At 33.6% G+C, this 13,478-nt stretch carries 14 protein-coding genes; all 14 read left to right on the top strand.

Annotation, left to right across the window (positions count from 1 at the left end; translation table 11 throughout):
- Window positions 1–11: 11 nt before the first annotated feature.
- The 14 genes from B6K90_RS08735 to uvrA all read left to right on the top strand — a co-directional run bounded on the left by B6K90_RS08735 (window position 12) and on the right by uvrA (window position 13,104).
- Entirely contained in the window at window positions 12–953 is a 942-nt protein-coding gene (locus B6K90_RS08735; protein ID WP_088012362.1) for a ring-cleaving dioxygenase, read from the top strand.
- A gap of 2 nt (window positions 954–955) precedes the next feature.
- Window positions 956–1,561 carry an alpha/beta hydrolase gene (locus B6K90_RS08730; protein WP_088012361.1) on the top strand — a complete coding sequence of 202 codons (606 nt, stop codon included), beginning with the start codon at window positions 956–958 and terminating at the stop codon, window positions 1,559–1,561.
- Window positions 1,562–1,577: 16 nt separating this feature from the next.
- Window positions 1,578–2,183, top strand: a complete 606-nt coding sequence (locus B6K90_RS08725; RefSeq protein ID WP_088012685.1) for a flavin reductase family protein — start codon at window positions 1,578–1,580, stop codon at window positions 2,181–2,183.
- Between the two features lie 184 nt (window positions 2,184–2,367).
- Window positions 2,368–2,793: a hypothetical protein gene (locus B6K90_RS08720; RefSeq protein ID WP_088012360.1), complete on the top strand. Its 426-nt coding sequence runs from the start codon at window positions 2,368–2,370 to the stop codon at window positions 2,791–2,793.
- Between the two features lie 46 nt (window positions 2,794–2,839).
- Window positions 2,840–3,265 (top strand): hypothetical protein, encoded by a 426-nt coding sequence (locus tag B6K90_RS08715; RefSeq protein ID WP_088012359.1) that lies wholly within the window; start codon window positions 2,840–2,842, stop codon window positions 3,263–3,265.
- A 213-nt stretch (window positions 3,266–3,478) separates the two neighbouring features.
- Window positions 3,479–4,018, top strand: a complete 540-nt coding sequence (gene sigY, locus B6K90_RS08710; RefSeq protein WP_088012358.1) for an RNA polymerase sigma factor SigY — start codon at window positions 3,479–3,481, stop codon at window positions 4,016–4,018.
- Complete coding sequence (locus tag B6K90_RS08705) at window positions 4,011–4,307, top strand: YxlC family protein (RefSeq protein ID WP_088012357.1); 297 nt, start codon at window positions 4,011–4,013, stop codon at window positions 4,305–4,307. Before sigY ends, B6K90_RS08705 begins: the two co-directional genes overlap by 8 nt.
- 1 nt (window position 4,308) lies before the next feature.
- Complete coding sequence (locus B6K90_RS08700; RefSeq protein WP_088012356.1) at window positions 4,309–4,512, top strand: transcriptional regulator; 204 nt, start codon at window positions 4,309–4,311, stop codon at window positions 4,510–4,512.
- Window positions 4,513–4,729: 217 nt separating this feature from the next.
- Window positions 4,730–5,122 (top strand): GntR family transcriptional regulator, encoded by a 393-nt coding sequence (locus B6K90_RS08695; protein ID WP_088012355.1) that lies wholly within the window; start codon window positions 4,730–4,732, stop codon window positions 5,120–5,122.
- Window positions 5,123–5,812 carry an ABC transporter ATP-binding protein gene (locus tag B6K90_RS08690; protein ID WP_088012354.1) on the top strand — a complete coding sequence of 230 codons (690 nt, stop codon included), beginning with the start codon at window positions 5,123–5,125 and terminating at the stop codon, window positions 5,810–5,812.
- Entirely contained in the window at window positions 5,809–6,651 is an 843-nt protein-coding gene (locus tag B6K90_RS08685) for a hypothetical protein (RefSeq protein WP_088012353.1), read from the top strand. Before B6K90_RS08690 ends, B6K90_RS08685 begins: the two co-directional genes overlap by 4 nt.
- A gap of 12 nt (window positions 6,652–6,663) precedes the next feature.
- On the top strand, window positions 6,664–7,941 hold the full coding sequence (locus B6K90_RS08680; protein ID WP_088012352.1) for a hypothetical protein: 1,278 nt from the start codon (window positions 6,664–6,666) through the stop codon (window positions 7,939–7,941).
- A gap of 304 nt (window positions 7,942–8,245) precedes the next feature.
- Window positions 8,246–10,231, top strand: coding sequence for an excinuclease ABC subunit UvrB (uvrB, locus tag B6K90_RS08675; protein WP_088012351.1), 1,986 nt, complete (start codon window positions 8,246–8,248; stop codon window positions 10,229–10,231).
- Between the two features lie 14 nt (window positions 10,232–10,245).
- Complete coding sequence (gene uvrA, locus B6K90_RS08670) at window positions 10,246–13,104, top strand: excinuclease ABC subunit UvrA (RefSeq protein WP_088012684.1); 2,859 nt, start codon at window positions 10,246–10,248, stop codon at window positions 13,102–13,104.
- Window positions 13,105–13,478: the final 374 nt, after the last annotated feature.

The following is a 13,478-nucleotide window of genomic DNA, read 5'->3' as shown; positions in this document are numbered from 1 at the left end:
GGAGGATATTTATGGAAAAAATGAAAGGCATACATCATATCACTGCAATAGTTGGTGATCCACAAGAAAATATGGATTTCTATGCTGGAATTTTAGGCTTACGATTTGTGAAGAGAACAATTAATTTTGATGATCCGGGTACGTATCACTTTTATTTTGGAAATGAAGGTGCCGAACCAGGAACGATAATGACGTTTTTCCCTTGGGCAAATGCATATAAAGGAAGAGTCGGAAGTGGTCAAGTAGGAATTACAACATTTTTAATCCCAGCTAACGCTATGGCATTTTGGGAAACTCGTTTAGCCTCATTTAATATAAATACAAAAAAAGTAAGTCGATTTGGAGAAACATTTCTTCAATTTGAAGACTTTCATGGTTTACAGCTTGAATTAGTAGAAAGAGAAGCTGGTCAAGAAAATAATTGGGAATTTAATGGTGTTACAAAGGATGTAGCGATTAAAGGGTTTGGTGGTGCAGTTTTATATTCTGGAGCACCAAATAAAACAGCTGAACTGTTGGAAAACATAATGGAATTAGAATGCTTAGGCCAAGAGGGTAACTATTTACGTTTTAAGGCTGCTAGTGAAATTGGAAATATAATCGATATTGAATTAGCAGCAGTAGGAAGAGGCGCTATGGGAGTAGGAACTGTCCATCATATTGCATGGAGAGCAAGTAATGATGAAGAACATGTTAAATGGCAACATAAGTTATATGACAATCATTATGGAGTCACTGAAGTAAAAGATCGAAATTACTTTAATGCAATTTATTTTCGTGAAAATGGTGGGTTATTATTTGAAATTGCAACTGATCCACCAGGATTTATGATCGATGAGAATAAAGACCATTTAGGAGAACAGTTAATGCTACCAAAGTGGCAGGAACCAAATCGTGAAATAATAGAAAATAACTTACAACCTATTGTTGTTAGAGAAGTTAAAGGAGAATGAAGATGAAGCACGTATTTAATAAAGGTAGTAATCCATCAAAGCCAACATTCTTATTATTACATGGTACAGGTGGGAATGAACTTGATCTATTACCAATTGCAGGTATGATCGATGATGAAGCTTCTGTTTTATCTGTAAGAGGAAATGTGAGTGAAAATGGAATGCCACGTTTTTTTAAGCGATTAGCTGAAGGTGTATTTGATATGGAAGATTTAGTTTTCCGTACAAAAGAATTAAAAGAGTTTATTGAATCAGCGGCCACAGAACATGGATTTGATTCAAACAATATGATCGTAATTGGTTATTCAAACGGTGCAAACATTGCTGGAAGTCTACTATTCCATTATGAAAATGTATTTAAAGGAGCAATGCTACTGCATCCAATGGTACCGATTCGTGAATTAGAATTGCCAAATATGAAAGATGTGTCAGTCTTCATTGGAGCTGGCAAAAATGATCCGATCTGTTTACCACAAGAAACAGAAGAATTAGCATCATTGTTAGACGGTGCTGGTGCAAAAGTCGTAACACATTGGGAAAACATGGGGCATAGCTTAACTAGATCAGAAATTGAAGCAGCAACTGATTGGTACAAAAATAACTTTTAAGGAGTAGCAAATAATGATGAAATCTTTTTCTCCAGCAGATTTAAGTGATCGTGATAATTACAAGTTCTTAATTGGTGGAATTATTCCAAGACCAATTGCTTTTGTTACAACTGAATCAAATGAGAATGTCTTAAATGGAGCACCATTTAGTTATTTCAACATCGTAACGTCTAATCCACCTATGATATCTGTATCTGTTCAACGACAAAATGGTCAACAAAAAGATACAGCTAGAAATGCGATAGAGAAAAAAGAGTTCGTCGTCCATATTGTTGATGAATCAAATGTTGAAGCGATTAATAAAACAGCAGCAGCTTTGCCACCTACTGAGAGCGAAGTTAAATTAGCAGGCTTAACACCAGTGGAAAGTGTAATGGTTTCAGTTCCAGGAGTGAAAGAGTCAAAAATTCGAATGGAATGTATTTTAGAACAGGCAATTCCATTAGGGAAAGATAATGAGGCTTGCGATTTATTGATCGGCAAGGTTGTTTATTTTCATATAGAAGATGAAATTTATGAAAATGGTCGTATCGATGCTAATGGCTTAAAAGCAGTTAGTCGTTTAGCAGGGAATGACTATGCTAAAGTTGGAGAAATGTTTACGATTGATCGTCCGAAATAAAGTTATTTGGAAAGAAGGGTGAAGCAGAAGGTGCTTTACTCTTCTTTTTGTATGAAAAAAATTATTTAAATAATGCTTATCACAAAATGGTAAGTTTTACCATTAAATTGAATACTTTTTTCTCGCACGTAGCTTGTACAACTCGCATTTATTATATAGATAGTTAATTTAGGAGGTGAGAAGTTTGTCAGGAGATTCTAAGAAGAAGCACCACGACAAAGAACATGGTCATAAGAATGAACCAGTCCTCGGTTATGTCTCATTTAGTGCGACTGGTGGAATAGTACTGGGACCAAATACAATTATCCCATTAACCAACGTAATTATTGCAGAGAATATTGATGTTTCTCCATTAGGAGGACTTGTAATAAAAAAATCTGGTATCTATGGAATAACTTTTAATACAAATTTAGCTTCTGGTGTGACAGCAGAATATGAAATCTACGCTAACACTAGACTTATTGCTTCGGTTTCAAACCCGCCTGGGTCGACTTTGGCTAAAGTTGCAAAAATTGTAGCCCAATTGGAGAAAAATGAGGTTCTGCAGGTTAAAACTACTGCAACAATAAATCTTTTTGACGCTAATCTTACTGCTGCAAAGTTAGACTAGAGCTTTGACGGTCACATTACTTTTTATTTTAGGAGGTGAAGTCTAGATGTCTGATTCTAAAAAAGAAAAAGAACATCATCATCATAAAACATTAGTACTAGGATACGTATCGTTTAGTGCTCCTACTACTGGTGGCACAATCTTTGGACCAGATGCACTGATCCCGTTAAACAATCAAGTTTTTGCATTGAATATTGATGTTTCTCCTCTTGGTGGACTTGTGATAAGAAAATCTGGAACTTATGGTATTACGTTTAACGCTAATTTAGCAGACGGTGCACAAGTGACTCCAGTAATTTTTGAGATATTTACGAACGCGCGTTTTATTACTTCAGTTACTGTTTCACCTGGGTCAACTTTAGCAAAAGTAGCTATCATAACTCATTTAGAGGAAAATGAGGTACTGCAAGTTAAAACAGTTACTAGTGTTAATCTGTATGATGCTAATTTAACTGTAGCGTTGTTGTCCTAATGGAACTGGTTAATAATATATAGCAATAGAGACTGTCAATATTTGATAGTCTTTTATTTTTGTACAAGCCAACATCGATTTTTAATAATTTTTCATAGCCATTAGTTTACGAAAGAAAAAAATAAAAGAAAAATGAACGATTTGTAGAACCTAATCGTATAACAAATGAAAACTAAATAAATATTGAATAAGTTAGCTAGGAAGGAGGAAGAAATGGTTGATTTAGATGAACTAGAAATTATAAAGCATGCTCAGCAAGGTGACCAAGACGCATTTGCTAAACTTTTTCAAATCCATTATTCCTTTTTATATAAATATGTTTTAAAGATGACGCTAAATCAACAAACTGCTGAAGATTTAGTGCAGGATACGATATTGAAAGCTTATGACAATATAAAGAAATACAACGGTTTATCCAAGTTTTCAACTTGGCTAATTACAATCGCTACTAGACTTTATTTAGATCAACAAAGAAAGAAAAAGCGCGAATGGTTTTGGCAAAAAAATGAGTCTGAAAAGCTATCACGCTCCTTAAATTGGCAGCTAGCTTATAAAGGGTTTGAGTGGAGTGATGTTATGGAGGGTTTTGAAAAGCTTAAATCAGAAGTCCGAGCGGCCATATTATTAAAGCATTACTACGGCTATACGAATGAAGAAATTGGAAATATGATGGGAGTTCGAGAAGGAACGGTTAAATCAAGAATTCATAATGGAATGAAGGAATTAAGAAAGGAGTTAATAAAAGATGGATAAAGAAGAAATTGTTTCAGCATTTAAGCAGTTTGATGAATTAACGAATGTACAGGAACCTTCAATCAGTGCGATGACAGAAAAAATTAAATTACATCAGGAAAAAAAGAAAACCATATTTCTCAAGGAACTAATCGTATTCATCTGTGTAGCATGTAGTTTGTTCATCGGTGCACTTCTTATAGCTTTAAAGGCACCAGTAAGCATTGTCATTATTCAAGGTTTAGGTTTTATTGCACTACCAATTATTTTTAAACGAGATAAAAAGAAAATAGAAAGTGAGTGGATGTAAAGTGGAATGGACAACGGAAAATATCATCATTTTAGTTTTAGTCTTTATAATTTTAATAACTCAAAGTATCACACTTTTTACAAACGCTAAAAAAAGAAATCGTTCAGCCTGGTTATGGGGGCTGTTAGGAATGATTCAATTCCCTTGGCCAAGTGTTTTCTTTTACTTTTTAGTTGTACGAAAAGATCGAAAAAAACTAACTTAATTAAGCGAGCGTTTATGTAAAATACTAGACTAATTGGAACGGTTCAACTTTAGTCTAGTATTTTTAATTTTGTAATTGACAATTTTAGTGTATTACATGTATAGTACACATATAAGGTGTATCAATTGAGTAATACACATAATTATGTGTTAAGTGTATGAACTAAGTAGTACACACACGAACTACAAAGACGTATAAAGAACGAGGAGGTGAGTTGATGGAATTTATAGTGAATAATCGTGAACCGGTTTATCTACAGGTCGTTAGGCATTTTAAACAACAAATTGCAAAAAGATTATTAGAAGCCGGTCAAGAAATACCATCAAGAAGAGAATTAGCTGTTCAATTTAATATAAATCCCAATACTGTACAAAAAGCATACAAGGAAATGGAGGAACAAGGATTGATTACGACTGAACGAAATTTCCCTAGTAAGATTACGACTGATGTAAACGTGTTAAATGGTGTACGTAATGAATTGATTATGGAAGCTGTAAATGAATTTGTAGATTCAATTAAAGTGATAAATGTTCCTGTTGAAGAGTTACTTACAATGGTCAAACAAAACTATGAACAAAAGATAAAAGAAGAAAAGAAAGGAGAGGCTTAAATGATACAAGTAAAGAATGTTTCAAAAAAATATGGTCGGAAAAATGTTTTACGTGATATTTCTTTCACTGCAAATAAAGGAGAAATCACATGCTTAATTGGTATTAACGGTGTTGGTAAGTCTACAACGATGAAGGCGATTATGGGGATTACGCCAATCGATCGTGGTGAAATATTAATAGATGATAAAAAAATGAATCATACAATGTATGAAAATATCACGTTTATTCCAGATACACTTACAATGCTTCCTAGTTTTACAGTTGGAGAAGCAATGCAGTTTATGAAGGATTTTTATGTAAATTGGAATCCAGTACGTGCAAAAGAATTACTTGGATTTTTCCGTTTAAAGGAAGATGAGAAACTAGGTGAGCTTTCAAAAGGGAATGCTGCAAAAGCCAATTTACTTTTTGGATTAGGTCTAGATGTAGATTATGTTCTGATGGATGAACCTTTTTCTGGTATCGATATGTTTAGTAGAGAGCAAATTGCAAAAGTGTTTACGAGTCACTTAATTGAGGATCGAGGCGTGATTATAACAACTCATGAAATTAGTGATATTGAGCATTTAATCGATAAGGTCGTCTTATTAGATAACGGCGAAATTCTGAAAGAGTTTTATACAGAAGAGATACGATTAGAGGAAGGTAAGTCAGTGATGGACGTAATGAGAGAGGTGTACGAATCATGAATCGATATTTAAAACTAGTTAACTTTGAAGTTAATCGATTTTTTAAATTATATATAGGGTTACTTATTATAGTAGCTATTTCACAGTTTGTAAGTTTATTTTTAGTAAAGTCCAAATATATGCAAGCTGCTAACGATGCAAACTATGCAAGTTCTATGAAAGCAACAGAGCAGTTTATCTCTTCAAATGGGTTACTTACCTTTAATCAGGTTGCTAATCATTTTCTATTTATTGGTCCAATTGTCATATGCATAGCTTTAATGATGTTCTATGTTTTTATCATTTGGTACAGAGATTATTTTGGGAAAAACACGTTTATTTACCGTTTATTTATGCTGCCAACTTCAAGAATGACAATTTACTTTGCGAAAGCAACTACAATCTTAATTATGGTGTTGAGTTTGCTCGCATTTCAATTAATACTTTTACCGATTGAAATAAAAGTATTTCAACAAATAGTTCCAAGTGAACTTTTAGGAAAAATGAATATGGTTAGTCTTGTTATGGGTCCTAATATTTTTCAAATGATTTTACCAAGTAATTTTATGGATTTCATTTTTAGGTATCTTATTGGAATGGGACTAGTGTTTACCCTCTTTACATTCATATTATTGGAGCGTAGTTATCGTTGGAAAGGCATAATTTTTGGAATTTTATACGTGATTGCAATTGCAGGTTTACTTTTTATACCAGCTTTTATTGAATCTTATTTGTTAGGAGACGATTTTTCATTTTATCCTAGTGAAGTGTTCTATATGGAATTAGGCCTTTTTACAATCATCATTACAGGTTCAATCTTATTTAGTAAATATTTATTAAAAAACAAAGTATCGGTTTAAGGAGGAGTTAGAATGAAGCGATATCGTAATTTGGCAGTAATAGCCGTTGTCACGACAATTAGTTTAGGTACGTTTTTTACGAAAGTGGCTATGTCAGAAAGCAAGTTGCCTAAATTTTATTTAAAGACTGAAAATGGAGATTCAAAATATGTTAAAGATTTAATTATTAGCGCTGGATATGGTCAGAGTGGAGGTAGAAGTTTAACTATTACTACTGATGGAAGTGATTATATAGACAGAAATTCAATGCTTAGTGAGCTTGATAGTGACTATTATGATTTAAAGAAATTAGATGATTTAAAAAAGAAAGAAAGAAACTTTATGCGCGGAAAACTTTCTTCTTCTCAATTTTATATCGATAAAGATTACGCATGGCATGCTGATGTAAAAGGTGGAAAACTTGGTGGTACGTATGAGCACCAAAATAATCATTTTAAAATGTATATAGATGGTCTTGATCTTCATAATAAAGACCGTTTTAAATTTAAACTCGATATTCCAGAGGAAGAAAACTACTCATATATTTATGTACAAGATGTACAATTAATCGGTAAAGATTTAATTGTCACTACTTATCAAAATAAAACGGAGGTAGTAAAGGATAAAACTACAAATTCAAATATAAATGTCGATCAAAATGAATTAGTCATGTATCGAATTAATGTAAACCAAAAGAAAATTGTTGATCGTACAGTCATTAATAAATCATCCAATGATCAAAATACTCATACACATACTGACATACAAAATCTGATACAAGAATCAGATGAAACTATTCCTTCTAAATTCAATGTATACAAAAAAGTAAAACTAAAGGATACAGTTCAAGCAAATGGAGAAACGGAAACTGAAGAACTTAGTAATGAAGTAATCATATTTAATTTAGAAACTGGTAAAGAAGAAAATTTAAATTTATCGAATGATCAAAAAGAGCAATTAATGCAGAGTAATGTAATTCTTGATAAAGATAACTTGTATTTTATAACGCAAAGTGATAAAGATCATTCAGTTTTAAAGTATAATCTAAACAATAAAAAGGTCGAAGGTGAAACAGTACTCATAAAAAAAGTAAATGGTAATAATCTTTCAAATTATAAAGTCATCGACGGAAAACTATATGCAATTACGAATAGTACTGAAAATCCTGGCAAGTACAATAAAGATTTGATTGTTGCTGATTTAGCAAATGGACAAAGTGTTTTCGAAGGCAGAATTGAAGTGAAAAATGGTAAAGGAAATACTAGTAAAGCATTAAAAAAATTAGAAGTTTATGATTTTCAGTTTAAATAAATAGGGCAGGAAAAAGAAAAGAAGTGGGTTATAGGAAAGAATTTTATAAATCTTATAAAATTTTTCCTACTCCTTCTCTTTTTTTATTCCTGTTCTTTTTTCTATAATTTCCTCCTTCTTATGTACTTTTTTCTTCACTTTAAGAATATACGTTCTAGTTTAATTACTTGAATTCGTACTAAAACATCGATAATATGTAAAGATGATTAAATTTTAAAGGACGTTTGTTCTGTTTTTGATTGATTTTTGAAATTTTGTGGTAAAATAGAAGGATAGGTATGTTTTGGAAATGGAGGCGGGGAAGATGGAGCAGAAATTCGAGGTAGTTTCTAATTATTCACCTCAAGGCGACCAGCCAAATGCGATTAAGCAGCTAGTTGAGGGGGTTAAAAATGGTAAAGAGCATCAAGTTTTATTAGGTGCAACAGGTACGGGAAAAACATTTACCATTTCAAATGTAATTAAAGAAGTCGGAAAACCAACATTAGTATTTGCTCATAATAAAACGTTGGCAGGGCAATTATATAGTGAATTAAAAGAGTTTTTTCCTAATAATGCAGTTGAGTATTTCGTTAGTTACTATGATTATTTTCAGCCAGAAGCATATGTACCTCAAACGGATACTTATATTGAAAAAGATTCAAGTATTAATGATGAAATTGATAAATTACGTCACTCTGCGACTTCCTCCCTTTTTGAACGTAAGGATGTCATTATTGTAGCGAGTGTTTCTTGTATTTATGGTTTAGGTTCTCCTGAAGAATATCGTGAATTAGTTTGTTCTCTTCGTATTGGAATGGAAATTAGTAGAGACGACCTATTACATAAACTAGTAGATATTCAGTATGCGCGTAATGATATTGACTTCTCACGTGGTACATTCCGAGTTCGTGGAGATGTTGTAGAAATATTCCCGGCATCACGAGATGAGCACTGTATTCGTGTGGAGTTTTTTGGCGATGAAATTGAGAGAATTAGAGAAGTGGACGCATTAACGGGTGAAATTTTAGGCGATCGTGAACACGTTGCAATTTTCCCGGCTTCCCACTTCGTTACACGTGAAGAAAAAATGAAAATTGCCATTAAAAATATTGAAGTTGAGTTAGAAGAACGATTAAAGGAAATGAGAGATAACGGTAAGTTACTGGAAGCTCAAAGACTTGAACAGCGAACTAGATATGATTTAGAAATGATGAACGAGATGGGATTTTGTTCAGGAATTGAAAATTATTCCCGTCATCTGACGCTGAGACCACCAGGTTCAACGCCTTATACATTATTAGACTATTTTCCGGAAGACTTCTTAATGGTAATTGATGAGTCACATGTTACGGTTCCACAAATTAGAGGAATGTTTAACGGGGACCAAGCTCGAAAGCAAGTATTAGTAGATCACGGGTTCCGATTGCCTTCCGCATTGGATAATCGACCTTTAAAGTTTGCAGAGTTTGAGGAGAAAGTTCAACAAACTATTTATGTAACTGCGACACCTGGGCCATATGAGTTAGATTTGTGCCCTGAAAAAGTAGAGCAAATTATTCGTCCAACGGGTCTATTAGATCCTACAATAGATGTTCGTCCAATTGAAGGTCAAATTGACGATCTAATCGATGAGGTTCGTAATCGTATTGCTAAAAATGAGAGAGTACTAATTACTACTCTTACGAAGAAAATGTCTGAGGATTTAACGGATTATTTAAAAGAAATCGGAATTAAGGTTAACTATTTACATTCTGAAATTAAAACACTTGAACGAATTGAAATTATTCGTGATCTTCGTTTAGGTAAATATGACGTATTAATTGGTATTAACCTTTTACGTGAAGGGATTGATATTCCTGAAGTTTCATTAGTCGTGATTTTAGATGCAGATAAAGAAGGATTTTTACGATCTGAACGATCATTAATCCAAACTATTGGTCGAGCTGCAAGGAATTCAAATGGTCATGTTATTATGTATGCTGATAAAATGACGAATTCGATGGAAATTGCTATTAATGAAACGAAACGTCGTCGTGAAATTCAAAAAGAATATAACGAAAAACACGGAATCACGCCTAAAACGATTATAAAGCAAGTACGTGATGTGATTCGAGCTACTTCTGTTGCTGAGGAAGAAGAAGTTTATGAAAACGGCATTAGTGCTAAATATAAGAAAATGAACAAAAAAGAACGTCATTTATTTATTCAATCAATTGAAATGGAAATGAAGGACGCAGCGAAGGCGCTTGATTTTGAACGAGCAACAGAACTTCGTGACTTAATATTAGAATTGAAGTCTGAGAGGTGAATAACTTGAAAAGTATGAATGAAATAATTATTAAAGGGGCCAGAGCACATAATTTAAAAAATATTGATGTAACGATCCCGCGTAATCAATTAGTAGTTGTGACTGGTTTATCTGGATCAGGTAAGTCATCTCTAGCATTTGATACGATTTATGCAGAAGGTCAACGCAGATATGTAGAATCACTATCTGCGTATGCTCGTCAATTTTTAGGTCAAATGGATAAACCTGATGTTGATTCAATTGAAGGACTTTCTCCTGCGATTTCTATTGATCAAAAAACGACTAGCCGAAATCCTCGTTCGACAGTTGGTACTGTAACGGAGGTTTACGACTATTTACGACTTCTATATGCTCGAATTGGAACTCCGATTTGTCCAAATCACGGCATCGAAATTACTTCTCAAACAGTTGAACAAATGGTAGACCGTGTGATGGAGTATCCTGAACGAACGAAAATTCAAGTACTTGCTCCAGTAGTATCTGGTCGTAAAGGTACTCATGTAAAAGTGTTTGAAGAGATTAAAAAGCAAGGGTTCGTTCGCGTTCGAGTTGATGGTGAGCTATATGATGTATCTGATGAAATAGAATTAGAGAAAAATAAGAAGCATTCGATCGAAGTTGTAATTGACCGAATTGTTGTAAAAGATGGTGTAGCATCTCGACTAGCTGATTCTCTTGAAACTGCATTAAAACTAGGAGAAGGTCGAGTCATTATTGATGTAATAGGTGAAGAAGAATTACTTTTTAGTGAACATCACGCATGTCCACTGTGTGGTTTCTCAATTGGTGAATTAGAACCGCGCATGTTTTCGTTTAATAGCCCGTTTGGAGCTTGTCATTCTTGTGATGGTTTAGGAACTAAATTAGAAGTCGATTTAAGTTTAGTCATCCCAAATGATGAATTAACACTCAAGGAAAATGCTATAGCACCGTGGGAATCAATTAGTTCGATGTATTATCCTCAATTACTAGAAAGTGTATGTAATCATTACGGAATTGATATGAATATTCCATTTAAAGACATACCAAAAGATCAACAAGATAAAATTCTTTATGGTAGTAATGGAGAACAAATCTATTTTAAATATGATAATGAGCAAGGGCATGTACGTGAAGCGATGATTGAATTTGAAGGTGTTATTTCTAATGTAGAAAGACGTTATAAAGAAACATCTTCAGATTTTATTCGTGAGCAAATGGAAAAATACATGGCGCAACAAAATTGTCCAACTTGTAAAGGGCATCGTCTAAGAAAAGAGGCTCTTGCAGTATTTATTGGTGGCTTGCATGTCGGTGAAGTAACGAAAATGTCAGTTAAAGAAGCGTTTGATTTCTTTGGATCACTTGATTTAACACCAAAACAAGAAAAAATTGCAAATCTAATCCTTAGAGAAATTAGAGAGCGTTTAGGCTTTTTAGTAAATGTAGGCTTAGATTACTTAACACTAAACCGAGCAGCTGGTACATTATCAGGTGGTGAAGCTCAACGAATCCGTTTGGCAACTCAAATTGGCTCGAGACTGACTGGGGTATTATATATTCTGGATGAACCATCAATCGGATTACACCAACGTGATAATGATCGTTTAATCTCAACGTTGTTAAATATGAGAGACATCGGAAACACATTAATTGTTGTAGAACATGATGAAGATACGATGCTAGCAGCAGATTATTTAATTGATATCGGACCGGGAGCTGGAATTCACGGTGGACAAGTCATTTCACAAGGAACACCAAGTGAAGTAATGAATGATCAAAATTCATTAACAGGGAAGTACTTATCTGGAGAGAAGTTTATTCCTGTACCGCTTGAGCGTAGAAAAGGCGATGGACGTGAAATTAAAATTGTTGGAGCAAAAGAAAATAATTTAAAAAATGTATCAACTTCATTCCCATTAGGTACGTTCGTTGCAGTAACAGGTGTATCAGGTTCAGGGAAAAGTACATTAATTAATGAGATTTTATATAAATCGTTAGCTCAAAAATTAAATGGTTCGAAAGTACGTCCAGGGGAGCATAAAGAAATTAAAGGGATTGAACAATTAGAGAAGGTTATTGATATTGATCAGTCACCAATTGGTCGTACTCCTCGTTCAAATCCAGCTACTTATACTGGAGTATTTGATGATATTCGCGATGTGTATGCCGCTACGAATGAGTCAAAGGTACGTGGTTATAAGAAAGGTCGTTTTAGCTTCAACGTCAAAGGCGGTAGATGTGAAGCATGTCGAGGCGATGGAATTATTAAAATAGAAATGCATTTCTTACCTGATGTTTACGTCCCGTGTGAGGTTTGTCATGGTAAGCGATATAATAGAGAAACTTTAGAAGTAAAGTATAAAGATAAATCAATATCTGAAGTTTTAGATATGACAGTTGAGTATGCAGTTTCATTTTTTGAAAATATTCCAAAGATTAAACGTAAACTTCAAACGTTAAATGACGTAGGTTTAGGGTATATCACATTAGGTCAACCTGCCACGACTTTATCGGGCGGAGAAGCACAGCGAGTAAAACTAGCTTCCGAGCTTCATAAACGTACGAATGGAAGAACTTTATATATATTAGATGAACCTACTACAGGGCTTCATGTTGATGATATTGCACGGTTATTAGTTGTTTTACAAAGACTAGTAGATAATGGAGACACTGTACTTGTAATCGAACATAACTTAGATGTCATTAAAGCAGCCGACCATTTAATCGATTTAGGACCAGAAGGTGGAGACAAAGGTGGTACGATCGTAGCAACCGGTACACCAGAGAAACTATGTAAAGTCGAATCATCTCATACAGGGAAGTATTTAAAAGCTGTATTAGAGCGTGACAAAGCTAGAATGGAGAAAAGATTGGCATTGATGGAATCTTAAAAAAGCCTCTTTTTATAAGTGTATAGTTATTGAAATATTGATGTGATAGAGTAGTTGATTGAACGAAAAGGGTGCACAACTTCAGTTGAATTAGCTGGATAGCGAGCATTCTGGAACAGAAATCAACTATTCTTCTTTTTATTTGTCAAAGTGTTGAAATATAAAAACGGTCAATAGGAAAACGTATTTTAAGTGATCATTACTGATGATAATAAAATCAATTTTTAATGAGTTGAAATAAATGTTTATATGTTTGAACAATTTTATTTTACCAACAAACTCTAGTAATCGTTTATTCTTGAGAAGTTAAAAATATTTATGAGCAATAGCTATAATGCTATTCTAAGTAAAAACTATTTGATTAGGATTTATTG

Origin of the sequence: Gottfriedia acidiceleris (assembly GCF_002128425.1) — a bacterium.
GTDB classification, from domain to species: domain Bacteria; phylum Bacillota; class Bacilli; order Bacillales; family Bacillaceae_G; genus Gottfriedia; species Gottfriedia acidiceleris.
The sequence above is the reverse complement of the archived record's forward strand: the minus strand, read 5'-3'. Positions and strand labels throughout refer to the sequence as shown.

Bases quoted from the DNA above. Each gene is read 5' to 3' on its own strand.
- B6K90_RS08735 (WP_088012362.1), top strand. From the start codon at position 12: ATGGAAAAAATGAAAGGCATACATCATATCACTGCAATAGTTGGTGAT.
- B6K90_RS08730 (WP_088012361.1), top strand. From the start codon at position 956: ATGAAGCACGTATTTAATAAAGGTAGTAATCCATCAAAGCCAACATTC.
- B6K90_RS08725 (WP_088012685.1), top strand. From the start codon at position 1,578: ATGAAATCTTTTTCTCCAGCAGATTTAAGTGATCGTGATAATTACAAG.
- B6K90_RS08715 (WP_088012359.1), top strand. From the start codon at position 2,840: ATGTCTGATTCTAAAAAAGAAAAAGAACATCATCATCATAAAACATTA.
- sigY (WP_088012358.1), top strand. From the start codon at position 3,479: ATGGTTGATTTAGATGAACTAGAAATTATAAAGCATGCTCAGCAAGGT.
- B6K90_RS08705 (WP_088012357.1), top strand. From the start codon at position 4,011: ATGGATAAAGAAGAAATTGTTTCAGCATTTAAGCAGTTTGATGAATTA.
- B6K90_RS08695 (WP_088012355.1), top strand. From the start codon at position 4,730: ATGGAATTTATAGTGAATAATCGTGAACCGGTTTATCTACAGGTCGTT.
- B6K90_RS08690 (WP_088012354.1), top strand. From the start codon at position 5,123: ATGATACAAGTAAAGAATGTTTCAAAAAAATATGGTCGGAAAAATGTT.
- B6K90_RS08685 (WP_088012353.1), top strand. From the start codon at position 5,809: ATGAATCGATATTTAAAACTAGTTAACTTTGAAGTTAATCGATTTTTT.
- B6K90_RS08680 (WP_088012352.1), top strand. From the start codon at position 6,664: ATGAAGCGATATCGTAATTTGGCAGTAATAGCCGTTGTCACGACAATT.
- uvrB (WP_088012351.1), top strand. From the start codon at position 8,246: ATGGAGCAGAAATTCGAGGTAGTTTCTAATTATTCACCTCAAGGCGAC.
- uvrA (WP_088012684.1), top strand. From the start codon at position 10,246: ATGAATGAAATAATTATTAAAGGGGCCAGAGCACATAATTTAAAAAAT.